This window comes from Flavisphingopyxis soli (assembly GCF_007995095.1).
In the GTDB taxonomy this organism is placed as follows: Bacteria; Pseudomonadota; Alphaproteobacteria; order Sphingomonadales; family Sphingomonadaceae; genus Flavisphingopyxis; species Flavisphingopyxis soli.
Genome location: NZ_VOPY01000003.1, coordinates 217,865 through 238,812, shown reverse-complemented (window position 1 = coordinate 238,812; position 20,948 = coordinate 217,865). Strand labels below are relative to the sequence as shown.

General features: G+C 65.4%; 19 protein-coding genes. 5 read left to right on the top strand and 14 right to left on the bottom strand.

The window, feature by feature from the left end:
- Positions 1-7 precede the first annotated feature (7 nt).
- The 5 genes from FSZ31_RS11470 (at position 8) to FSZ31_RS11450 (ending at position 4,653) form a co-directional block, all read left to right on the top strand.
- Positions 8-1,339 (top strand): methyl-accepting chemotaxis protein, encoded by a 1,332-nt coding sequence (locus FSZ31_RS11470; protein ID WP_201739176.1) that lies wholly within the window; start codon positions 8-10, stop codon positions 1,337-1,339.
- A gap of 72 nt (positions 1,340-1,411) precedes the next feature.
- Positions 1,412-2,107 carry an SDR family NAD(P)-dependent oxidoreductase gene (locus FSZ31_RS11465; RefSeq protein ID WP_147123525.1) on the top strand — a complete coding sequence of 232 codons (696 nt, stop codon included), beginning with the start codon at positions 1,412-1,414 and terminating at the stop codon, positions 2,105-2,107.
- Entirely contained in the window at positions 2,097-3,002 is a 906-nt protein-coding gene (gene bla, locus FSZ31_RS11460; RefSeq protein ID WP_236643790.1) for a subclass B3 metallo-beta-lactamase, read from the top strand. The genes FSZ31_RS11465 and bla overlap by 11 nt, the downstream gene beginning before the upstream one ends.
- 8 nt (positions 3,003-3,010) lie before the next feature.
- A complete protein-coding gene (locus tag FSZ31_RS11455) occupies positions 3,011-3,970 on the top strand; it encodes a 50S ribosomal protein L11 methyltransferase (RefSeq protein ID WP_328592399.1) in 960 nt (319 codons plus the stop codon).
- Positions 3,971-3,990: 20 nt separating this feature from the next.
- Entirely contained in the window at positions 3,991-4,653 is a 663-nt protein-coding gene (locus FSZ31_RS11450) for a TIGR02117 family protein (protein WP_147123523.1), read from the top strand.
- A gap of 12 nt (positions 4,654-4,665) precedes the next feature.
- On the opposite strand, the gene ligA is transcribed toward FSZ31_RS11450, so the two are convergent.
- From ligA to rimP, 14 genes are all read right to left on the bottom strand, one after another.
- Complete coding sequence (gene ligA / locus FSZ31_RS11445) at positions 4,666-6,723, bottom strand: NAD-dependent DNA ligase LigA (protein ID WP_147123522.1); 2,058 nt, start codon at positions 6,721-6,723, stop codon at positions 4,666-4,668.
- On the bottom strand, positions 6,720-7,199 hold the full coding sequence (locus FSZ31_RS11440; RefSeq protein WP_236643789.1) for an endonuclease domain-containing protein: 480 nt from the start codon (positions 7,197-7,199) through the stop codon (positions 6,720-6,722). Before FSZ31_RS11440 ends, ligA begins: the two co-directional genes overlap by 4 nt.
- Complete coding sequence (recN, locus tag FSZ31_RS11435; RefSeq protein WP_147123521.1) at positions 7,199-8,863, bottom strand: DNA repair protein RecN; 1,665 nt, start codon at positions 8,861-8,863, stop codon at positions 7,199-7,201. The genes FSZ31_RS11440 and recN overlap by 1 nt, the downstream gene beginning before the upstream one ends.
- 72 nt (positions 8,864-8,935) lie before the next feature.
- On the bottom strand, positions 8,936-9,724 hold the full coding sequence (locus FSZ31_RS11430) for an outer membrane protein assembly factor BamD (RefSeq protein WP_147123520.1): 789 nt from the start codon (positions 9,722-9,724) through the stop codon (positions 8,936-8,938).
- Positions 9,725-9,787: 63 nt separating this feature from the next.
- Complete coding sequence (locus FSZ31_RS11425; RefSeq protein ID WP_147123519.1) at positions 9,788-10,444, bottom strand: peptidylprolyl isomerase; 657 nt, start codon at positions 10,442-10,444, stop codon at positions 9,788-9,790.
- 110 nt (positions 10,445-10,554) lie between these two features.
- Entirely contained in the window at positions 10,555-12,879 is a 2,325-nt protein-coding gene (pnp, locus tag FSZ31_RS11420) for a polyribonucleotide nucleotidyltransferase (RefSeq protein ID WP_147123518.1), read from the bottom strand.
- A gap of 183 nt (positions 12,880-13,062) precedes the next feature.
- Positions 13,063-13,332 carry a 30S ribosomal protein S15 gene (gene rpsO / locus FSZ31_RS11415; RefSeq protein ID WP_147123517.1) on the bottom strand — a complete coding sequence of 90 codons (270 nt, stop codon included), beginning with the start codon at positions 13,330-13,332 and terminating at the stop codon, positions 13,063-13,065.
- Positions 13,333-13,356: 24 nt separating this feature from the next.
- The gene (truB, locus tag FSZ31_RS11410) at positions 13,357-14,295 is read right to left on the bottom strand and encodes a tRNA pseudouridine(55) synthase TruB (protein ID WP_147123516.1); all 939 of its coding nucleotides are present in this window, start codon (positions 14,293-14,295) and stop codon (positions 13,357-13,359) included.
- Positions 14,292-14,882 (bottom strand): thymidine kinase, encoded by a 591-nt coding sequence (locus FSZ31_RS11405; protein ID WP_147123515.1) that lies wholly within the window; start codon positions 14,880-14,882, stop codon positions 14,292-14,294. The genes truB and FSZ31_RS11405 overlap by 4 nt, the downstream gene beginning before the upstream one ends.
- A 32-nt stretch (positions 14,883-14,914) precedes the next feature.
- Entirely contained in the window at positions 14,915-15,316 is a 402-nt protein-coding gene (gene rbfA, locus FSZ31_RS11400) for a 30S ribosome-binding factor RbfA (RefSeq protein ID WP_147123514.1), read from the bottom strand.
- 50 nt (positions 15,317-15,366) lie between these two features.
- Entirely contained in the window at positions 15,367-17,901 is a 2,535-nt protein-coding gene (gene infB / locus FSZ31_RS11395; RefSeq protein WP_147123513.1) for a translation initiation factor IF-2, read from the bottom strand.
- 2 nt (positions 17,902-17,903) lie between these two features.
- Positions 17,904-18,677 (bottom strand): DUF448 domain-containing protein, encoded by a 774-nt coding sequence (locus FSZ31_RS11390; protein WP_408021660.1) that lies wholly within the window; start codon positions 18,675-18,677, stop codon positions 17,904-17,906.
- The gene (gene nusA, locus FSZ31_RS11385) at positions 18,658-20,289 is read right to left on the bottom strand and encodes a transcription termination factor NusA (protein ID WP_147123512.1); all 1,632 of its coding nucleotides are present in this window, start codon (positions 20,287-20,289) and stop codon (positions 18,658-18,660) included. The genes FSZ31_RS11390 and nusA overlap by 20 nt, the downstream gene beginning before the upstream one ends.
- Before the next feature lies 1 nt (position 20,290).
- On the bottom strand, positions 20,291-20,806 hold the full coding sequence (rimP, locus tag FSZ31_RS11380) for a ribosome maturation protein RimP (protein ID WP_147123645.1): 516 nt from the start codon (positions 20,804-20,806) through the stop codon (positions 20,291-20,293).
- Between the last annotated feature and the right edge of the window lie 142 nt (positions 20,807-20,948).

Below are 20,948 nucleotides of genomic sequence, written 5' to 3'. Positions count from 1 at the left end.
CACGACGATGAACGAACCTTTTGTAATCGACAAATATGCCGAAGTGCTGCGAATCAACGACAGCCGCGGGACGCTGGCGGACAATTGTCGCGAGCTGTGGGAGGTCATCCAGGACCAGATCGACCGGGCCAACACGATCTATTGGCAGGTTCTCGACAAGGAATATCTCCAGAAGCGCGGAGACGGCCTCGTCGTCAACGACGAGTTGATCGCCAAATCTGCAGAGGTCATGCGGCAGCGTTACACCCACCTTGAATCGCCCGAATGGTTTGCCGGGATGCTGGAAAATGCGCGCGGCAACCTTGGCTCGGGCGAGATGATCCTTGCGGTGATCGCGGCCAGCTCGATCCGCACGCGCGAGCTTTCGCAGATTCTCATCGAGACGCTGGGCGACGAGCCCGAACGCCTCACCAGGATGATCGATACGCTGATCGCGCTCAGCAACGTCGAATCGAACATGATCACCTATTGCTACGAACGCGCGCTCGCCGAACGGACCGAGCTGACCAATCGCGAACGCCGCGCGCAATTCGAAACCGACATTTCGAGCACTGTTTCGCGCCTCAGCGATGAGGGCGGCTCGCTGCGCAGCCAGGCGGCTGCCGCATCGCAGTCGACCCGGGGCATGCTGGGCAAGACATCAGAAGTCGCCGCAGCGGCCGAACAGTCGGCGCTCGCAATGCGTGAGGCGGCATCGACCGCGGCGGGCCTGATCCGTGCGATCGAGGACGCGCGCGGCGAGGTCGACAAGGCTACCGAGGTCGCCGAACTCGCCGCCAACCAGGCGGGCGAGGCATCCGAAATGTCCGAAGCGCTGTCGCAACATGCCCAGTCGATCGAATCGATCCTCGGCCTGATTCGGGACATCGCCGGACAGACCAACCTGCTCGCATTGAACGCGACGATCGAGGCGGCCCGCGCAGGCGATGCGGGGCGCGGCTTTGCCGTCGTCGCACAAGAGGTCAAGAGCCTCGCCAACCAGACCGCGCTCGCCACCGATGATATCGCGGCCAAGATCGGCGCGATCCAGTCCGCCACGCGCGGTGCGGTGTCAGCCAATGGATCGGTCCGCGAAACCGTCGCCGAAGTCCAGCAATCGGCGGCGCGCATCCGTGCGGCGATGGAGTTGCAGGCGCAAACCGTGACGATGATCACCGCAGCGGTCGACGAAACCGCGCTGGCAGCCGATTCGATGTCGTCGACGATCGCGTCGATCCGGCAGGATACCGGCGATGTCGCGAGTGAGATCGACCAGCTCGAAAAGGGCTTCCTCGACGTCGATTCGAGCCTTGGACAGCTGCGCGAGAAATCGATCGAGTTCATCCAGGCCGTCGCCTGATCGCCACCGTCCCGCGGCACGGACATCAAATCGACCGTTTCCGGCGCGCGCAGCGTGCGCTAGAGGCGACGCATGACGATCAACATCCTGACCACCGGGGCGACCCGCGGCATTGGCCGCGCGATCGCCGACCTGTTTTCCGCATCGAACGACGTCCGCCACTGGGGTAGCGGCAGCGCCGATGCCGACCTTTCGCAGCCCGACGGCGCCGACCGCCTGTGGCAGGCTGCGCTCGACCAACTCGACGGCCGGATCGACATATTGGTCAACAATGCCGGCGTGTTCGAAGCCGAGCCGCTCGATGGCGACGATGCCGACTGGCTCGCCGGATGGCAGCGGACGATGGCAATCAACCTCACCGCCTCGGCGCAACTGTGCCGCCACGCGGTGCTCCACTGGCAGCAGCGGCAATCGGGCGGGCGGGTCGTCAACGTCGCCAGCCGCGCCGCGCACCGCGGCGACAGCCCGGCGCACTGGCATTACGCCGCGTCGAAGGGCGGCATGGTCGCGATGACCAAGACGATCGCTCGCGGCTATGCCGGCGAAGGCATATTGGCCTTCGCGGTCAGCCCCGGCTTCACGATGACCGGCATGGCCGAAGATTATCTCGCCAGCCGCGGCGGCGACAAGCTGCTCGCCGATATCCCGCTCGGACGCGTCGCGAGCCCTGAGGAAATCGCGCGGATCGTAGGCTTTTGCGCGCTCGAGGCGCCGCCATCGATGACCGGCGCGGTGATCGACGCCAACGGTGCGAGCTATGTCCGCTAAACCATTCACGATGCTCGCGGCGCTGGCCCTGGCCGGATGCATCGCCGGCCTTCCCGAGCCCGTCTCGTTCGCCACACCTGCCCCCTTTTCTGCGCTTCAAGAGCAATGCGAGGGGAAGGACGGATGGAGCGATCCGGCGCCGCCAGTCCGGATCTACGGCAACGTCTATGATGTCGGCACGTGCGGAATCGTCGTATTGCTCATCACGTCCCCCGACGGCCATGTCCTCATCGACGGCGCCACCGCCGAAGCCGCTCCCGCAATCGCCGCCAATATCGAGCGCCTGGGGTTCGCTTTGGGCGATGTGCGCTTCATCGCGGCGAGCCATGAGCATCTGGACCATGTCGGCGGGCTGGCCGATCTGCAGCGCCTGACCGGCGCCGAAGTCGTCGCGCGCGCACCGGCCAAGCGCGTGCTGGAGAGCGGCGTCGTCGCGCCCCAAGACCCGCAAGCTGGCCTCCATCCCCCCTTTACAGCGCTTCGCGTCGAACGCGTTATCGGCGATGGAGAGCAGGTCCGTCTTGGGTCGCTGGTCCTGACGGCACACGCGACGCCGGGCCATTCGCCGGGTAGCACCAGCTGGTCCTGGCGATCATGCGCCGACGCGGTTTGCCTGATGATCGTCTACGCCGATAGCATCAGCGCCGTATCGAGCGATGCATATCGCTTTCTCGACCATCCCGATTACGTCGCACCATTCCGTGCCAGCCTCGACAAAATCGCCGCGCTCGATTGCGACTTGCTGATCACACCGCACCCGGGTGCCAGCAATCTTTACGCGCGTCTGGCGGGCAAGGCGCCGCTGATCGATCGCTCCGCATGTCGCAACTACGCTCAAAAGGCGCGCCAAAACCTCGACAGGCGACTGGCGACAGAAGCAGCGGACCGTCGATGAGCTGGAAAATGACCCTGCCCTGCACGCGGCACGAGGCAGAGCGGCTCGACGAGGATCTAAGCGCATTCGTCGAACTCGATCCGCTGCCGGTGCTGGTGACAAGCGAAATCGATGAGGCGCGCGACGCGTGGCGGGTCGATGCCTATTTCGAAAGCGCGCCCGATGCAGCGACGATTGCCAGCCTGGTCGCGCTGATTCCCAGTGCAAACGCTGCCCACGCGCAGGTCGAGCGGATCGCCGACGAGGACTGGGTGACGGTCAGCCAGCAAGGCATCGAACCGGTTCGCGCCGGACGCTTCTTCGTCCACACCGGCACCAACGCCGATCGCATCCCCGACGATGCAACCGCCTTCCGCATCGACGCCGGGCTCGCCTTCGGCACCGGCACGCACGAAACCACCGCCGGCTGCCTCGCCGCGCTCGACCGGCTCAAGCGCTCGGGTCGGCGCTATGACGCGATCGCCGATATTGGCACCGGCACCGGGCTGCTCGCCTTTGCCGCGCTGTCGCTGTGGCCGCGCGCCTATGCGCTGGCGAGCGATATCGATCCGGTCAGCATCGACGTCACGCGAGAGAACGCCGCGTTCAACGGCGTGGCAGTGGGGCATGGCACCGGCGCGCTGACGCTCGTCGTCGCGAGCGGCACCGACCATCCCGAGATCGCCGCGCGCGCGCCATACGACCTCCTCATCGCCAACATCCTCGCGGGGCCGCTGATCGAGCTTGCCCCCGCCTTCGCCGCGGTCAGCGCGCCGGGTGGGACGCTGATCCTCGCCGGGTTGCTCGACCACCAGGCGCGCCGCGTCGCCGCAACCTATCGTCGTCACGGCTATCGGCTCGACCGCCAGATCGACAACGGCGCCTGGCCGACGCTGATGCTGACGATGCGCCAGCGGCTCGGCTGGCGGCGACCGAGCCGCGGCAGCGGCGGCACGACACAGCCGCCGGGCGATTTCGGTACGTGGTGAAGGCCCGACGCCTCGCGATCATGCGCGGCGTTCTGGGCTGGCTGGCGGCAGCGGTTGGCGCAGCGTTTCTGATCGCTGCGGCGGGTGCGCTGATCCCCGTCAATCGCGACTGGGTCGAACCCGATCACGGCATTGCGATCTACGTCGAGAGCAATGGCATCCATACCGGCCTCGTCCTGCCGATGCGCGCCGCCGGGGTCGACTGGAGCGAGTTGGTGCGGCCCGACGATCTTGCCGATCCGCGCTATTACGGCACGCACCTGCTGTTCGGCTGGGGCAATCGCGACGTCTATCTCAACGTACCGCGCTGGCGCGACCTGACACCCGGTGTCGCGCTGGCGGCGGTGTTCGGCGGCGGCGATGGCCTGGTCCATGTCGATCACGAATATGATCCCAAGCCGACCGCGACGCGGCGGCGGATCATCGTCAGCCCGGCGCAATATCGCATCATCGCCGATCATGTCCGGGCGAGCTTCGTGTTCGACAAGCAAGGGCACGCCCAGCCACTGCGCGGGCGCGGCTATGGCCCTGCCGATAGCTTTTACGAAGGCACCAGCGGCTATACGCTGTCCAATAGCTGCAACGAATGGACTGCGCGCGGTTTGCGCAAGGCGGGGATCCGTACGGGACTGTGGACGCCGTTCGCCGACGGGGTCATGCGCTGGGTGCCGACCGACGATTGAAGCGCGATACGCTTAGCCCGCCGCCGCGACGATTGCGGCCCAATCCTCTTCGGTAGCGGTGCGCACGCCGAGCTCGGCGGCTTTCTTGAGCTTCGATCCCGCGCCCGGCCCAGCAACGACGAGGTCGGTCTTGGCGCTGACCGATCCGGCAGCGCGCGCGCCCAGCCGTTCGGCCTGCGCCTTGGCCTCGTCGCGGCTCATCGTTTCCAGCTTGCCGGTGAAGACGATCGTCTTGCCGGTCCACTCGGTCTCGCGCGCGGTCGAGACATAGGGCGCGGGTGCCACTTCGCCGAGCAGGTCATCCCACGCGACGCGGTTGTGTTCTTCATGGAAGAAATCGCCGAGCGCCTCTGCGACTGCACCGCCGATCCCGTCGATCGCGGTGACCTCGGCAATCGCGTCTTCGTCGCCCACGGCCAGCCGCTTGCCGGTCTCGGCGACTGCCTCGATGGTCGTGAAGCGCTTCAGGAGATCGCGCGCAGTGACGCTGCCGATGTGGCGAATGCCGAGACCGAAGAGGAAGCGCGCCGGGTCGGGCGTGCGCTTCGCCTCGATCGCCGCGAACAGGTTGTCGACCGATTTGTCCTGCCAGCCCTCGCGCCCGATCAGCTCGGTGCGGTGCGTCTTGAGGCGAAAGATATCGGCGGGCGAATGCAGCCAGCCGAGTTCGATAAACTCGGCGATGCTCTTTTCGCCGAGCCCGTCGATGTCGAGCGCGCCGCGTGCAACGAAGTGCTTGAGCCGCTCGAAGCGTTGTGCCGGACAGACCAGCCCGCCGGTGCAGCGAACGTCGACCTCGCCCTCTTCGGCGACCGCCTCGCTGCCGCATTCGGGGCAGTGATCGGGAAACACATAGGGTGCGCGGTCGTCGTCGCGGGTCAGATTCTCGACGATCTGCGGGATCACGTCGCCCGCGCGCTGGATCACGACGCGGTCTCCGGGTCGCACGCCAAGCCGCTGGATTTCATCACGATTATGGATCGTTACATTTGAAACGATCACACCGCCGACCGACACGGGGGTCAATCGACCGACCGGGGTCAGCTTGCCCGTGCGACCGACCTGGATGTCTATCCGCTCCAGGGTCGTCTGTGCGCGCTCGGCGGGGAATTTGTGCGCGATCGCCCAGCGCGGGGCCTTGGCGACGAAGCCGAGCCGGTCCTGCCAGTCGAGCCGGTCGACCTTGTAGACGACGCCGTCGATGTCGAACGGCAGGTCGGCGCGCTCGGCCTCGATCTCGGCATACTGCGCCAGCGCGTCCTCGACGCCCTCGCAGCGGATGAGCATCTCGCTGACCGGCAGGCCCCATGATGCGATTGCCGCCATCACGCCTGCCTGCGTGTCGGACGGCAGTTCGGACACCTCGCCCCAGCCGTGCGCGAGGAAGCGCAGCGGACGCGCCGCGGTGATCGCGGGGTCCTTCTGCCGCAGCGAGCCGGCGGCGGCGTTGCGCGGGTTGGCGAAGAGCTTGTCGCCTGCGGCCTCCTGGCGTGCATTGAGCGCGGCGAAATCGGATTTGGCCATGTACACTTCGCCGCGGATTTCGAACACGGCGGGCGCGTCGCCCGCGAGCCGCTGGACGATATCGCCGATCGTCGCCACGTTGGCGGTGACGTCCTCGCCGGTCGTCCCGTCGCCGCGCGTCGCCGCCTGGACGAGCGCACCGTTCTCGTAGCGCAGCGAGCATGACAGGCCGTCGATCTTCGGCTCGGCGGTCAGCGCGACGGGCTGGTCGTCGCCCAGCTTGAGGAAGCGCCGCACGCGCGCAACGAATTCGCGCACCTCGTCGCCGTCGAACGCATTGTCGAGGCTCATCATCCGTTGCGCGTGTTTGACCTTGGCGAGATGGCCCGCAGGCGCCGCGCCGACCGCCGCATTGGGGCTGTCGGGGCGGACAAGATGCGGGAACGCCGCCTCAAGCTCAGTATTGCGGCGAACGAGCGCATCGTATTCGGCGTCCGAAATCTCGGGTTCGTCGTGCGTATGATAGAGCCGGTTGTGCTTGGCGATAGTCTTCGCCAGCCGCATCAGTTCGTTGGCGGCATCGGCTTCGATGATGTCGTTGCTCATCCGCCACCACCCCAGCGATCGGGTTTTTCGTTCAATGCGGATTTCAACGCGCTCAGCACCCCGTCGATGTTGTGCATCACTTCGCGGTTGGTGAAGCGAATGGTGCGAAAGCCGGTTTGACATTCGACCATTGCATCGCGCTTCAAGTCTGCGTCTCGATCATGCGTGTCGCCATCGATTTCGACTATCAGCCCTTTGCCAGGGCAAAAGAAATCGGCGATCCGATTGCCGATAGTCGCTTGGCGGCGAAATTTGTGTCCGAAAAAACCGCTATTGCGCAGCTCGTTCCACACCCGACGCTCGGGTTCGGTTGGCTCACGACGCATTTTAGCAGCGCGTGTGAGCAGAAATTTGCGCGTCGCACTACCACCCCCAACCCCCTCCTCTGAAGAGGAGGGGGCTATTACGCCGCGTACCTTCTCCCCCTCCTCTTCAGAGGAGGGGGTCGGGGGGTGGTGCAGGCCGGAGGCGGTCATCACACTACCTCCAGCAACCGTTCTGCCTGCGCCCGCGCCTCGTCGGTCACACTCGCACCCGAGAGCATGCGCGCGATTTCTTCGCGGCGGGCCTTGGCGTCGAGCGGGGTGACGCCGGTGCGGGTGACGGTGCCGTCGTGGCTCTTGGCGATCAGCAGGTGGTGCGCGCCGCGCGCCGCGACCTGTGGGCTATGCGTGACCGCGAGCAGTTGCTTGCCCTGGGCGAGCCGTGCGAGCCGGTCGCCGATCGCACTTGCCACCGCGCCGCCGACGCCGCGGTCGATCTCGTCGAAGATGATCGTGTCGGCCCCGCCCTCTTCGGCGAGCGCGACCTTGAGCGCGAGGATGAAGCGCGACAGTTCGCCGCCGCTGGCGATCTTGATCAGCGGCGCGAAAGGCGCGCCCGGGTTGGTCGATATCTCGAACGCGATCCGGTCGATTCCCGCCGGGCCCCAGGCCTCTTCGGGCAGTCGGTCGATCGCGGTACGGAATTTGGCGGCGTCGAGCTTGAGCGGCGCAAGTTCGCTTGCCACGCGCGCGTCGAGCCGCGTCGCCGCCTCGGTACGCGCATCACTCAGCGCCCCGGCAACGGCGCGATATGCCGCCACAGCGCCCATGGCGGCATCTTCAAGCCCCTTGAGGCTGATCGCGCCCTGGTCGAGCGCATCGCGCCGTGCGGTCAGCGTCGCGAGCAGGTCGGCGAGGCCCGACGCCTCGACGCGGTGTTTGCGGGCGAGCGCGCGCAGGTCGAACAGGCGCGTCTCGGCGTTTTCGAGTTCGGCGGGATCGAAGCGCATCGCCTCCTTCGCGCGCGCCAGCGCTTCCTCGCCCTCGCTCGCCTCGATCACCGCGCGGTCGATCGCCGCCAGAGCCTCGGCGAGCAGCGGGTGATCCTCCGCGATCCGGTCGAGCCGCCGCGCCGCGCCGCGCAATTGCGCAGGGCCGCCCTCGCTGCCGCCGAGCAACCGGTCGAGTTCGGCGAGTTCGTCGGCGAGCCGCTCCCCCTTCTGCATGTCGCTGCGCAACCCCGCGAGCCGTTCTTCCTCGCCGTCCTCGGGCGCGAACGCCTCGATTTCCTCGATCGCATGGTCAAGCCACTCGCGGTCGGCAGCGTCGGCTTCGAGCGCGGCACGTGCGGCCGATAGCGCGGCCTGTGCAGTGGCCATCGCGGCATGCGCGTCGGCAACCGATCGGGTCGCGAGACCGCCGAAGCTGTCGAGCAACGCGCGGTGGCCGCTACGGTCGAGCAGGCCGCGGTCGTCGTGCTGGCCGTGGATTTCGACGAGGTCGGTGCCGATCTCGCGCAGCAACCCGGCAGAGACCGGCTGATCGTTGACGAACGCCTTGCTGCCGCCACTGGCATCGACCTGGCGGCGGACGATCAGCGGTTCGCCTGCGTCGATCTCAACCCCGGCATCGTCGAGCGCGCTGCGCGCGGGGTGGTCGGCGGGGAGCGGGGCGAAGGTGGCGGTGACGCGGGCGCGGGCGCAGCCGTGGCGGACGAGGCCGCTATCGGCGCGCGCGCCGAGCGCGAGGCCGAGAGCGTCGAGCAGGATCGACTTGCCCGCGCCGGTTTCGCCGGTGAGCACGCCCAAACCACCCGAAAATTCGAGGTCCAGCGCCTCGATAATCACAAGGTCACGAATGGAAAGCGCGGTCAGCATCGTTTTGCGTCTTAACGCGAAACTATGCGATTAAGAAGCACCGAGCGGATCAGCCCGTGCCGCGAAATGCGATCAGGCGTCGGGGGCGTGCTTCTGCATCAGATCGAAGGCACGCTTGTACCATTTCGAGCCGGGATAATTGGCGCCGAGAACCGCCGCCGAAGCCTTGGCCTGGTCCGGGATGCCGAGCGAGAGATAGCTTTCGGTCAGGCGGAACAACGCCTCTGCGGTGTGGCTGGTTGTCTGGTAATTGTCGACGACCTCACGGAAGCGCAGCGATGCCGCAAGCCAGTCGCCGGCGCGTTCGTAATAGCGGCCGACTTCCATTTCCTTACCTGCGAGATGGTCGTTGACGAGGTCGATCTTGAGCTTCGCATCGGCGGCGTAGCGCGTGTCGGGATAGCGCCGCATGACCTCCCCGAGTGCATTGAGCGCGTCGCGCGTCGTCTTCTGGTCGCGCTTGATATCGCTGATCTGCTCATAATAATTGAGCGCGACGAGATACGATGCATAGGGCGCATCGCGGTTGCCCGGATGGATCGACAGGAAGCGGTTGGCCGCGTCGATCGATTTGGTGTGATCCTGCGCCAGCCAGTAGCTATAGGCGCTCATCAGCTGGGCGCGGCGGGCCCAGGGTGAGTAGGGATGCTGGCGCTCGACCTCGTCGAACAGCGCGGCGGCCACCTTGTACTGACCGCGTTCAAGCCGGTTCTGCGCAGCCAGATAGAGCGTGTCGACGTCGCGCGCGACATAGCTGGTATCCTTCACGCCTCCGCCTTTTCCGGCACAACCGGCAAGCAGGCTGGGAACGAGGAGGACAGCCGCGGCAAGGCGAAGCGAACGGGTAAGGTGCATGGTCATGACGGTCGCTATAGACACCGGCAAATATGAACGCAAAGCGAATGATGCGGGCGCGTCCGCGTCTTATTCGGGCACTTCGGCAGCAGGCGTCACGCGCGCGGTGCGGATCGTGATCTTGGGCGCGAGCATCTGCCCGATCATCGCGCCCTCACCTGCAGTGGGCGACGTCGGCGCGGCGAGGATGCGGTGGACGACGTCCATTCCCGACACGACATGGCCGAACGCGGCGAAGCCCAGCGTGTCGCCGGTGCCCGCGGTATCGGTCGAGCCGGCATCGAGGCTGGTGAGATTTCCGACGATGATGAAGAAATCCCCGGTCGCACTGCCCGGTGCGGCGCGCGCCATCGATAGCGTGACATCGGTGTGTGTCAGGCCCGTCTGCGTCGTCGGTTCGTGCGCGATCGGCGGCAGCGTCTTTTTCGGATCGCCCTGCGTCCCGCCCTGGACCAGGCCATAGCCGTCGGCGACGTTGACCGCGCGATAGAAGCTCATCCCGTCGAAGCGCTTTTCCTTCACGTAGCGCAGGAAATTGCCCGCCGTGACCGGCGCGTGGACGGTATCTAGCTCGACGACAACGGGGCCGAGATCGGTGTCGAGAGTCACCTGCGGCAGTTCCACCGCGACGACGGGCGAAGGCGGCACTTCGGCCTGGCTCTGGGCGGCAGTGGGCGCGGCGGCGAGAAGCGCGGCAGCGATGGCGATCAGCGGGTGCAAGGTCATGCGGGCGTTATAGAAAACCGTGCCGCGATGAAAAGGGCCGACGGCGCGGACCCAAGAAAAAGGGGCCGCCGAAGCGACCCCTTTTCCGTATCGATTATCGGATGCGCCGATTATTCGGACTTGAGGAAGTCGGGCACATGGCCCTGATCTTCGTTGCTGTCCTTGGCACCGCCGTCGGCATTGCCGCTTTCGCGACGCGGACCCCGATTGCCGTCGCGGCCGCCATCGCGTCCGCCGCCGTCACGGCGTGGGCCACGCCCACGATCACCGCCGCCTTCACGACGCGGGCCGCGATCGGGACGATCGCTGCGCGGTTCGCGTGCGGGACGCGTGTCCTCGAGCTCTTCGCCGGTTTCCTGATCGACTACGCGCATCGACAGGCGAACCTTGCCGCGCGGATCGATCTCGAGAACCTTGACCTTCACTTCCTGCCCTTCGGACAGGACGTCGGAGACCTTCTCGACGCGCTCGTTCTTGATTTCGCTGACGTGGACGAGACCGTCCTTGCCACCCATGAAATTCACGAACGCACCGAAGTCGACGAGGTTGACGACCTTGCCGTTGTAGACCTTGCCGACTTCGGCCTCTTCGACGATGCCCTTGATCCAGTCGATCGCGGCAGCGATCTGGGCGCGGTCCGAAGACGACACCTTGATCATGCCTTCGTCGTCGATGTCGACCTTGGCACCGGTCTCTGCGACGATCTCGCGGATCACCTTGCCGCCGGTGCCGATAACGTCGCGGATCTTCGACTTGTCGATCTGCAGCGTTTCGATGCGCGGAGCATGGTCCGAAAGCTCGCCCGACACTTCGCCGAGTGCCTTGTGCATCTCGCCGAGGATGTGCGCGCGGCCTTCGCTCGCCTGGGAGAGCGCTTCACGCATGATTTCCTGCGTGATGCCGGCAACCTTGATGTCCATCTGCAGCGAGGTGATGCCTTCGCTCGTGCCGGCCACCTTGAAGTCCATGTCGCCGAGGTGATCCTCGTCGCCGAGGATGTCGGACAGCACGGTGTAGTCGTCACCTTCGAGGATCAGGCCCATCGCGATGCCCGAAACCGGACGCTTCAACGGAACGCCCGCGTCCATCATCGACAGACAGCCGCCGCAGACGGTCGCCATCGACGACGAACCGTTCGATTCGGTGATGTCCGACAGAACGCGGATCGTGTACGGGAAGTCTTCCTTGCTCGGCAGCATCGGACGCAGCGCGCGATAGGCGAGCTTGCCGTGGCCGGTCTCGCGGCGGCTGGTGAAGCCGAAGCGACCCACTTCGCCGACCGAATAGGGCGGGAAGTTATAGTGCAGCATGAAGGGCGTGTACGACAGGCCGTCGAGGCCGTCGATCATCTGCTCGGCGTCCTTCGTGCCCAGCGTGGTGGTGCAGATCGCCTGCGTCTCACCACGGGTGAACAGCGCCGAGCCATGCGTGCGCGGCAGGAAGCCGGTCATGCATTCGATCGGACGGATTTCGTTGGTCTTGCGACCGTCGATCCGCTGGCCGTCCTTGAGGATGGCGCCGCGAACGATCTCGGCTTCGAGCTTCTTGACGAGCTTCATGCCCGCCATCTGCGTCTGGCCGTCGGCGTCGGCGAAATGCTCTTTCGCCTTGGCGCGGACGAGGTTGAGTGCGTCCGAACGCTTCGACTTGTCGGTCAGCTTGTAGGCAGCGGCAATGTCGTCGCCGACGACGTCGCGCAGCTGCGCCTTCATCCCCGACAGATCGGCACCGGTGTCGACTTCCCAAGGATCCTTGGCAGCCTGTTCGGCCAGCTCGATGATCGCATCGACGACGGTGCGCGATGCGTCATGCGCGAACATGACGGCGCCGAGCATTTCCTCTTCGGAAAGCTCCTTGGCTTCCGATTCGACCATCATCACGGCATCGCGCGTGGCGGCGACGACGAGGTCGAGACGGCCTTCAGCGCACTCTTCCATGCTCGGGTTGAGGCTGTATTCGCCGTCCTTGAAGCCGACGCGTGCGGCGCCGATCGGGCCCATGAAGGGAAGACCCGAAATGGTCAGCGCAGCCGATGCGGCAATCATCGCAACGATATCGGGCTCGGTCTCGCCGTCATACGACAGGACCTGGCAGATCACGTTGATTTCGTTGTAGAAACCTTCGGGGAACAGCGGGCGAACGGGGCGATCGATCAGGCGGCTGGTCAGCGTTTCCTTTTCGGTCGCGCGGCCTTCGCGCTTGAAGAAGCCACCCGGAATGCGTCCGGCGGCGGAGAATTTTTCCTGATAGTGGACGGTGAGCGGGAAGAAGTCCTGCCCCTCGCGGACCGACTTGGCAGCGGTCACGGCGCACAGCACCACGGTTTCGCCGAGCGTGGCGAGTACCGCGCCGTCGGCCTGGCGGGCGATGCGCCCGGTTTCGAGCGTCAGCGTCTTGCCGCCGAGCTCGGTCGTTACAGTCTTGATATCGAACATTTGGTTTCCTTCCACCCGGCCGCCCAATGCGTGTCCGGGGTCGTGTCGGCAGGCGAGACCGGCCTGCGAGCGGTACGGGGCCGACTTGCCGGTCCCTTGAATGACGCCGACGCACCGGATTGTGCGCGACATCGTTGATAAACGAACGGCCCCGGAAGCCCGGAGCCGTTCATTCGACGAAGCTTACTTGCGCAAGCCCAATTTGGCGATGAGGTCGGTATAGCGGCCTTCATCCTTTTTCTTGAGATAGTCGAGCAGCGAGCGACGCTTGTTGACCATCATCAGGAGACCACGGCGGCTGTGATTGTCCTTGTGGTTGTCCTTGAAATGGCCGGTCAGGTTGTTGATGCGCTCGGTAATGATCGCGACCTGGACTTCGGGAGATCCCGTATCGCCTTTTTCGCGGCCATGTTCCTTGATCAGCGCTTCCTTGCGCTCTGCGGTAATCGACATGCAATTCGTTCCTTCGACATCGAGTCAGTGATTGAAATTGAAGCCTCGAACGACACGGACATTCCCGCGGCTTAACTCGACCAACGCTACCGGACCGTTATCGTCCTTCGCGCAATAGAGCCCGTCTTCGGCTTGCATTCCGGCCAACACGCGACCCTGTCGGATCGCCCCTGCGTCGCCGGAAGAAAGGGTTAGGGCCGGGATGTCGTCCAGCCCCGCCTCGAACGGCAGGATAAGCGTGTCTAGGGCGCGCGCATTAGCGGCATCGGCCCAATTGTCCAGTGAAATCGCGTTTTCGAGATCGAACGGACCCGCCTTCGTACGGCGTAACATGGTGACGTGACCGACGCTATTCAAGGCAAGGGCAATGTCGCGCGCGAGGCTGCGGATATAGGTCCCCTTGGAAACGTGAGCGGTCAGCGTGACGCTATCGAGCCGTTCGCCCGCCCCCGCCGGCATGATGATATCGAGCGAATGGACCGTCACGCCGCGCGCCTTCATCGCGACGTCCTGGCCCGCGCGGGCGAGATCATAGGCGCGCTGGCCATCGACCTTGATCGCCGAATAGGCGGGCGGCGCCTGTTCGATCGGGCCGGTGAAGGATGGGAGGACGGCGGCGATGTCGGCCAAATTCGGGCGAACGTCGCTGGTCGCGATTACCGCGCCTTCAAGATCAAGCGTATCGGTCTGCGTGCCGAATTCTATCGTGAAATCGTAGGTCTTGCTCGCATCGAGCATCCGCCCGGTCAGCTTGGTCGCCTCGCCCAGCGCGATCGGCAGCACGCCGGTCGCGAGCGGGTCGAGCGTGCCGCCATGACCGACCTTGATCCGGTTCGCCTTCGATCCGCGCCCGCTCGTCATCAGCCCCGCATCGCGCAGCCCGCGCTTTATCGCGCCGACCGCCTGCGTCGAGCCGAGGCCGAGCGGCTTGTCGAGAATGACCCAGCCGTGGACGGGGTTCACGCCGCACCCGTCCCCGCCAGCTTTTCCATGAAATGGCGGCGACACAGTGCCTCGTAGCGATCGTTGCCGCCGATCTCGGTCTGCGCGCCAGCCTTGACCGCGTTGCCGGCCTCATCGACGCGCAGGTTCATCGTCGATTTGCGCCCGCACGTGCACACCGCTTTCAGTTCGACCAGCGAATCGGCGATCCCGAGCAAGGCAGCCGAACCGGGAAACAGCTCGGCCTGGAAATCGGTGCGCAGGCCATAGCAGAGAACGGGAATACCGAGATCGTCGGCGATCCGCGCCGCTGCAAACGCCTGCTCCTTCGACAGGAACTGCGCCTCGTCGATCAACAGGCAGGCGAGCGGGCGCTTGGCATGTTCGGCCGCGACATCGGCAAACAGGTCGGTCTCGGGGCGGAATTTGTGCGCTTCGGCGGTCAGGCCGATGCGGCTCGTCACGACGCCCGTGTCGTAACGATCGTCGAGCGCGGCGGTCCACAGCATCGTTTCCATGCCGCGTTCGCGATAGTTGAAATCCGCCTGGAGCAGCGTCGTCGACTTGCCCGCATTCATGCTGGCATAATAGAAATAGAGCTTGGCCATGCGGCTGTCCTAGCGAGGCAGCGCAGACCCTTCTAGTCGTCGCCGACAATATCCTGTGCGACCTTGGGCTGCTTGAGCAGCTTTTCGACGTGGGTCGCCTCGTCGAAGCTATCGTCGGACAGGAATTTGAGCTTGGCGGCGTATTTCATCTGGACGCGGCTGGCGACTTCACGCTGGAGGAACGCGGTGTTGGTCCGCAGCGCCTTCAGCACCGCCTCCTCGTTCTGGCCGAGCAGCGGTTTGACGAAGACGGTGGCGTGCCTGAGGTCGGGCGACATGCGCACCTCGGTCACGCTGACCAGGTGCGATTGCAGCAAATCGTCATGGACGTCGCCGCGCATCAGGATTTCGGACAGGATATGGCGCATCTGCTCGCCAACGCGCAGCAGGCGAACCGAGCGTCCTTCGGACGAGGTGTCGTTGAATTTGGCCATGTCTGTTCCTCAACCGTAACCCGGTGAAAGCGCCGCTTTCACCGGCAGTGTTACAGCGTCCGTTCGCGTTCCTCGACCTCGAACACCTCGAGCATGTCGCCCGCCTTGATGTCGTTGGTGTCTTCGAGGACCACACCGCATTCCATGCCGGCGCGCACTTCGGCGACGTCGTCCTTGAAGCGGCGCAGCGAGGCGATGACGGTCTTCGACACGATGACGTCGTCGCGGGTAAGACGGGCGTGGAGGCCCTTCTTGATGACGCCGTCGGAGACGAGCAGGCCGGCAGCCTTGTCCTTCTTGCCCGCGGGGAAGACTTCCTTGACCTCGGCGCGGCCGACGACGGTCTCGATGAACTCGGGACCAAGCTCGCCCGCCATTTCCTTGCGGATGTCGTCGGTGAGATCGTAGATCACGTCGAAATACTTCAGGCGCGTCTTCTCGCGCGCGACAAGCTGGCGCGCCTTGGGGTTGGGACGGACGTTGAAGCCGATGATCGGCGCGTTCGACGCCGACGCCAGCGTGACGTCGCTTTCGGTGATCGCGCCGACGCCCGAATGGAGCACGCGGACCTTGATGTCGTCGGTCGATATCTTGTTGAGCGCGTTGACGATCGCCTCGACGCTGCCCTGGACATCGGCCTTCACGACGACCGGATATTCGATCACCTTGGCCTTGTCGGCCAGCGCGGAGAACATCGTGTCGAGATTGGCGGGAGCGATCGCGGTGCGGCGCGACGTCGCCTGTTCCTGGCGGTACGACGCGACTTCGCGCGCGCGCGCCTCGTTCTCGACGACGCTGAGCGTTTCGCCCGCCGAAGGAACGCCCGACAGGCCGAGCACTTCGACCGGCGATGCCGGGCCGGCGGTCTTCACCTGCTTGCCCTTGTCGTCGATCAGCGCGCGGACCTTGCCCGATTCGGTGCCGACAACGAAAACGTCGCCGACCTTCAATGTGCCACGGTTGACGAGGATCGTCGCAACCGGACCGCGGCCCTTGTCGAGCTTGGCCTCGACCACGGTACCTTCGGCAGCGCGATCGGGATTGGCCTTGAGTTCGAGCAATTCGGCCTGCAGCGCGATAGCATCGAGCAGCTTGTCGAGATTGAGCTTCTTGAGCGCCGATACCTCGACGTCCTGCACGTCGCCCGACATCGCCTCGACGATGACTTCGTGTTCGAGCAGGCGTTCGCGGATCTTCTGCGGATTGGCGCCGTCCTTGTCGATCTTGTTGATCGCGACGATCATCGGAACGCCCGCCGCCTTGGTGTGATTGATCGCCTCGATCGTCTGCGGCATCAGCCCGTCGTCGGCCGCCACCACGAGAATGACGATGTCGGTGACGTTGGCGCCGCGCGCGCGCATTTCGGTGAAGGCTTCATGGCCCGGCGTATCGAGGAAGGTGATCTCTGCGCCGTCCTTGGTCGTCACCTTGTAGGCGCCGATATGCTGCGTGATGCCGCCGGCTTCGCCCGCCACGACATCGGTGCCGCGCAAGGCATCAAGCAGGCTGGTCTTGCCGTGATCGACATGGCCCATGATCGTGACCACAGGCGCACGCGGCTTCAGCGTCTCTTCGGGATCGACGTCCTTGTTGGTATCGATCTCGACATCGGCTTCGCTGACGCGTTTGACGATGTGGCCGAATTCCTCGACGAGCAATTCTGCGGTGTCGGCGTCGATCGTCTGGTTGACCGTTACCATCATGTCCATCTTGAACAGCGTCTTGACGAGATCGGCGCCCTTTTCGCCCATCCGCTTCGACAGTTCCTGGACGGTAATCGCTTCGGGCACGACGACTTCGCGCGTCTGCTTGGGCTGCGCAACGCGCGGGCCCATGTGCGAACGCTTTTCCTTTTCGCGGGCGCGCTTGAGCGCTGCGAGGCTGCGGGCTCGCGCGCCGCCATCGCCGCCTTCGAGCGCGCGCGTGACAGTCAGCTTGCCCGACTGGCGACGCTCGTTGCGATCCTTGGCGGGCCGCTCGGCGCGCTTGGGTTCGGGACGCTTGCTCTCGACCGGCGTGAACTTACGCGCGGGCGGGAACTTGTCGCCGGCGGGCTCTGCCGGCTTGCTGTCGTCACCCGAGATATCGGGTTCGGCGCGCACTTCGACCTGCGGATTGGCTTCAGCTGCGGCCTCGGCCTGCTGCTGCGATTCCTCGGCCTTGCGGTTTTCCTCGGCGCGGCGCTTTTCCTCGTCGACCGCGGAGCTGCGCTCGCGATCCTCGCGGCGGCGCGCTTCCTCGAGCTGGTTGAGACGCGATTCCTCGGCCTCGCGGAGCAGCTTTTCCTGCAATTCCTTGCGCGTCAGCGTGGCGTCGGCCTCGCTCTGGCGGCGCGGCGCGGGTGCCGGGGTCGGCGCGGGCGCGGGCGCCTTGGCGACCGGTTCGGGAGTCGGCTCGGGCGCAGGCGCAGGCGCCGGCGGGGCCTCGCCGGGCTTGCCGATCATGCGACGGCGCTTGACCTCGACCACGACGGTGTTCTTGCGCCCGTGGCTGAAGCTCTGCTGGACCTGGCCGGCATCGACCGTGCGCTTAACGCCCAGTGGTTTGCGGGCCAAGGTCGGTTTTTTGTTATCGCTGTCGCTCATCTTTAGCTTCTATCGTCCTTAAAAAACTCATCGGCCCCGGGTGCATCGACACCGGACGCATCAATCGGTCCGGCTCCGGCGACGTCCGGGGTCGGTCCCGAATTTCGCGTATCCTTACCGCATCCTAGATAATTTCGCCAGCGATCGAGGATCGCCGCCACCCGTGCCGCCGCGCGATCGTCAACCAAGGCGACGTGCACGACATTATCGCGGCCCAATGCCATAGATAGGGCGTCGCGGTCCACCGGCAAGATTTGCCCGGCAAGCCCGCTGCCTTCGGCGCCGCGCCCGACGCGCCATGACTGGTCGCGTTTCGAGCGGCCATCGGGTGAGGCATCGGCGGCATGAAGCAGCATCGCAACCTGGCCGCCGCGCGCCGCGCCGTCGACGCGATCGGCGCCGGTTAGCAACGTGCCCGCACGCGCCTCAAGACCCAGCCGGTCAAGCATCGCGGCCTGCAGGCGGGTGGCGATATCGTCGGCCAAACTCTCGGGAACGATCACCGGTTCGCCCTTGAAGGCGCGCGCGAGCGCACCCTTGAGCTTGCCGTTGAGCCGCGCGGTTTCGAGTTCGTCGCGCGTGACCGCGATCCACGCGCCGCGTCCGGGCGCCTTGGCAAGAACGTCGGGCGCAAGACGGCCGTCGGGGCCGAGCGCGAGGCGAATCATCGCGCCGCGCTCGTCCCGTTCACCGGTCAGGATGCAACGCCGCTCGGGCGGCGTCGCGATCTTGCCCTTACGCGTTACGCGTTGGGTGTCATTGGGAAGGGTCCGCAACCGCGTCCTCCCCTTCGGCCTTGGCTGGCACGTCCGACGACTCTTCGTCCTCGAACCAGTGTGCACGCGCCGCCATGATCGTCTCGTTGCCCTGCTCTTCGGTCAGGCCGTACTCGCCGAGCACTCCGCCCTTGTCCTCGGGGCGCGAACGCTGGTCGGGACGGCGGCGCGGTTCGGCGCGCTTTTTCTGGACGAGTTCGTCGGTGGCAAGATCGGCGAGATCGTCGAGCGTCTTGATCCCTGCCTTGCCGAGCGTGACGAGCATCGCTTCGGTCAAATGCGGCATGTCGGCGAGCGCATCTTCGACGCCCAGTTCGCGGCGTTCGGCGCGAGCGGCTTCCTCGCGGCGGTCGAGGGCTTCCTTGGCGCGGTTCTGCAGCTCTTCGGCGAGCTCGTCATCGAAGCCTTCGATGCTGGCGATCTCGTCGGTCGCGACATAGGCGACCTCTTCGAGTTCGACGAAGCCTTCGGCAACGAGCAGCTGCGACAGCGTTTCGTCGACGTCGAGCTCTTCCTGGAACATGCTGGTGCGCTCGAGGAATTCGCGCTGGCGCTTCTCGCTCGCATCGTCCTCGGTCATGATGTCGATCGCGTGGCCGGTCAGCTGACTGGCGAGGCGGACATTCTGGCCGCGACGGCCGATCGCCAGGCTGAGCTGGTCCTCGGGCACGACGACTTCGATCCGCGTTTCTTCCTCGTCGATGACGACGCGGCTGACGGTGGCCGGCTGGAGCGCGTTGACCGCAAAGGTCGCGGTGTCCTCGCTCCACGGGATGATGTCGATCTTCTCGCCCTGCATTTCCTGGACAACCGCCTGAACGCGGCTGCCCTTCATGCCGACGCAGGCACCGACCGGGTCGATGCTGCTGTCGTGGCTGATCACGCCGATCTTGGCGCGGCTGCCGGGATCGCGGGCCGAAGCCTTGATCTCGATGATGCCGTCATAGATTTCGGGGACTTCCTGCGCGAACAGCTTCTCCATGAAATCGGGATGCGCGCGGCTGAGGAAAATCTGCGGGCCGCGGTTTTCGCGACGGACGCTGAGGATCAGCGCACGGACGCGGTCGCCGACGCGGGCGACTTCGCGCGGGATCTGCTGGTCGCGGCGGATAACGCCCTCGGCGCGGCCGAGGTTGACGACGACATGGCCGAACTCGACCGACTTGACGACGCCGGTGATCAGCTCACCGCCGCGATCCTTGAATTCCTCGAACTGGCGCTCGCGCTCGGCGTCGCGGACCTTCTGGAAGATGACCTGCTTGGCCGACTGGGCGTCGATACGGCCAAGGTCGATGGCGGGCAGCGGATCGACGATGAAGTCGCCGACGGCGGCATCGGCCTGGAGCTTCTGCGCCTGTTTCAGGTCGACCTGCTTGAAATGGTCTTCGACTTCTTCGACGACCTCGACGACACGCCACAGGCGAAGATCGCCGGTCTGCGGATCGAGTTTCGCACGAATGTCGTTCTCCTGGCCGAAGCGGGCGCGCGCGGCGCGCTGGATCGCTTCTTCCATCGCCTCGATGACGATCGACTTGTCGATGAGCTTTTCGTTGGCGACCGAGGTCGCGATCGCGAGCAGTTCGGCCTTGTTGGCGGAAATGGCATTGGCCATGTCAGTCCTGTCCTTCTTCTTCGATGAATTCCGCGCCGTCTTGTGCGAGCGGAGCGGTGGAGGCGATCAGCGCGTCGGTCAGCTTGAGCTTCGCGCTATGGATATTGTCGAACGCGATTGTCTGCGTTCCGTGCTTGTTGTCGGCGATCGTGACGATGTCGCCGTCGATCCCGACGATGTCGCCCTTGACGGTCTTGAGCCCGTCGACTGCCTCGACGACCGATATGCGCGCCTCGTGGCCCGCCCAGTCGCTAAAATCGGCGCGCCGCGTCAGCGGGCGGTCGATCCCCGGCGAGCTGACTTCGAGCCGGTAGGTCCCGTCGATCGGGTCCTTGCCCGCCTCTTCGAGCGCGTCGAGCCGTTCGGAAATCGCGCGCGACAGCGCGCCGCAATCGTCGATCGTCAGCTGGCGCGTGTCGGGCCGTTCGGCCATCACCTGCAGCGTGCGATCATCACCGGCGAACAGCTTGACGCGCACAAGGTCGAAACCGAGCGCTTGCGCCTCGGCGGCGATCATCGGGGTCAGGTCATCGGTCAGTGACAAATTGCGTCCTTTGCAGGGTCGATACGGTTCGAATGGCAGCGAGGCTCCCTGCCGGCCCCTTGCGGCGCCAGCCTGAAAAATCGTGACCATTTCAGGATGGCGCCTAGATAGGGCG

What these genes read in the sequence shown, in the direction of transcription:
- bla (WP_236643790.1), top strand. Translation starts at nt 2,097, where the DNA reads ATGTCCGCTAAACCATTCACGATGCTCGCGGCGCTGGCCCTGGCCGGA.
- rimP (WP_147123645.1), bottom strand. Translation starts at nt 20,806, where the DNA reads ATGATCGCCGCCGAGGCGCAAGCGCTCGGTTTCGACCTTGTGCGCGTC.
- FSZ31_RS11405 (WP_147123515.1), bottom strand. Translation starts at nt 14,882, where the DNA reads ATGGCCAAGCTCTATTTCTATTATGCCAGCATGAATGCGGGCAAGTCG.
- recN (WP_147123521.1), bottom strand. Translation starts at nt 8,863, where the DNA reads ATGCTGACCGCGCTTTCCATTCGTGACCTTGTGATTATCGAGGCGCTG.
- FSZ31_RS11440 (WP_236643789.1), bottom strand. Translation starts at nt 7,199, where the DNA reads ATGACCGCCTCCGGCCTGCACCACCCCCCGACCCCCTCCTCTGAAGAG.
- rbfA (WP_147123514.1), bottom strand. Translation starts at nt 15,316, where the DNA reads ATGGCCAAATTCAACGACACCTCGTCCGAAGGACGCTCGGTTCGCCTG.
- FSZ31_RS11465 (WP_147123525.1), top strand. Translation starts at nt 1,412, where the DNA reads ATGACGATCAACATCCTGACCACCGGGGCGACCCGCGGCATTGGCCGC.
- FSZ31_RS11430 (WP_147123520.1), bottom strand. Translation starts at nt 9,724, where the DNA reads ATGACCATGCACCTTACCCGTTCGCTTCGCCTTGCCGCGGCTGTCCTC.
- rpsO (WP_147123517.1), bottom strand. Translation starts at nt 13,332, where the DNA reads ATGTCGATTACCGCAGAGCGCAAGGAAGCGCTGATCAAGGAACATGGC.
- pnp (WP_147123518.1), bottom strand. Translation starts at nt 12,879, where the DNA reads ATGTTCGATATCAAGACTGTAACGACCGAGCTCGGCGGCAAGACGCTG.
- infB (WP_147123513.1), bottom strand. Translation starts at nt 17,901, where the DNA reads ATGAGCGACAGCGATAACAAAAAACCGACCTTGGCCCGCAAACCACTG.
- FSZ31_RS11425 (WP_147123519.1), bottom strand. Translation starts at nt 10,444, where the DNA reads ATGACCTTGCACCCGCTGATCGCCATCGCTGCCGCGCTTCTCGCCGCC.
- ligA (WP_147123522.1), bottom strand. Translation starts at nt 6,723, where the DNA reads ATGAGCAACGACATCATCGAAGCCGATGCCGCCAACGAACTGATGCGG.
- FSZ31_RS11450 (WP_147123523.1), top strand. Translation starts at nt 3,991, where the DNA reads ATGCGCGGCGTTCTGGGCTGGCTGGCGGCAGCGGTTGGCGCAGCGTTT.
- FSZ31_RS11470 (WP_201739176.1), top strand. Translation starts at nt 8, where the DNA reads ATGAACGAACCTTTTGTAATCGACAAATATGCCGAAGTGCTGCGAATC.
- nusA (WP_147123512.1), bottom strand. Translation starts at nt 20,289, where the DNA reads ATGGCCAATGCCATTTCCGCCAACAAGGCCGAACTGCTCGCGATCGCG.
- FSZ31_RS11455 (WP_328592399.1), top strand. Translation starts at nt 3,011, where the DNA reads ATGACCCTGCCCTGCACGCGGCACGAGGCAGAGCGGCTCGACGAGGAT.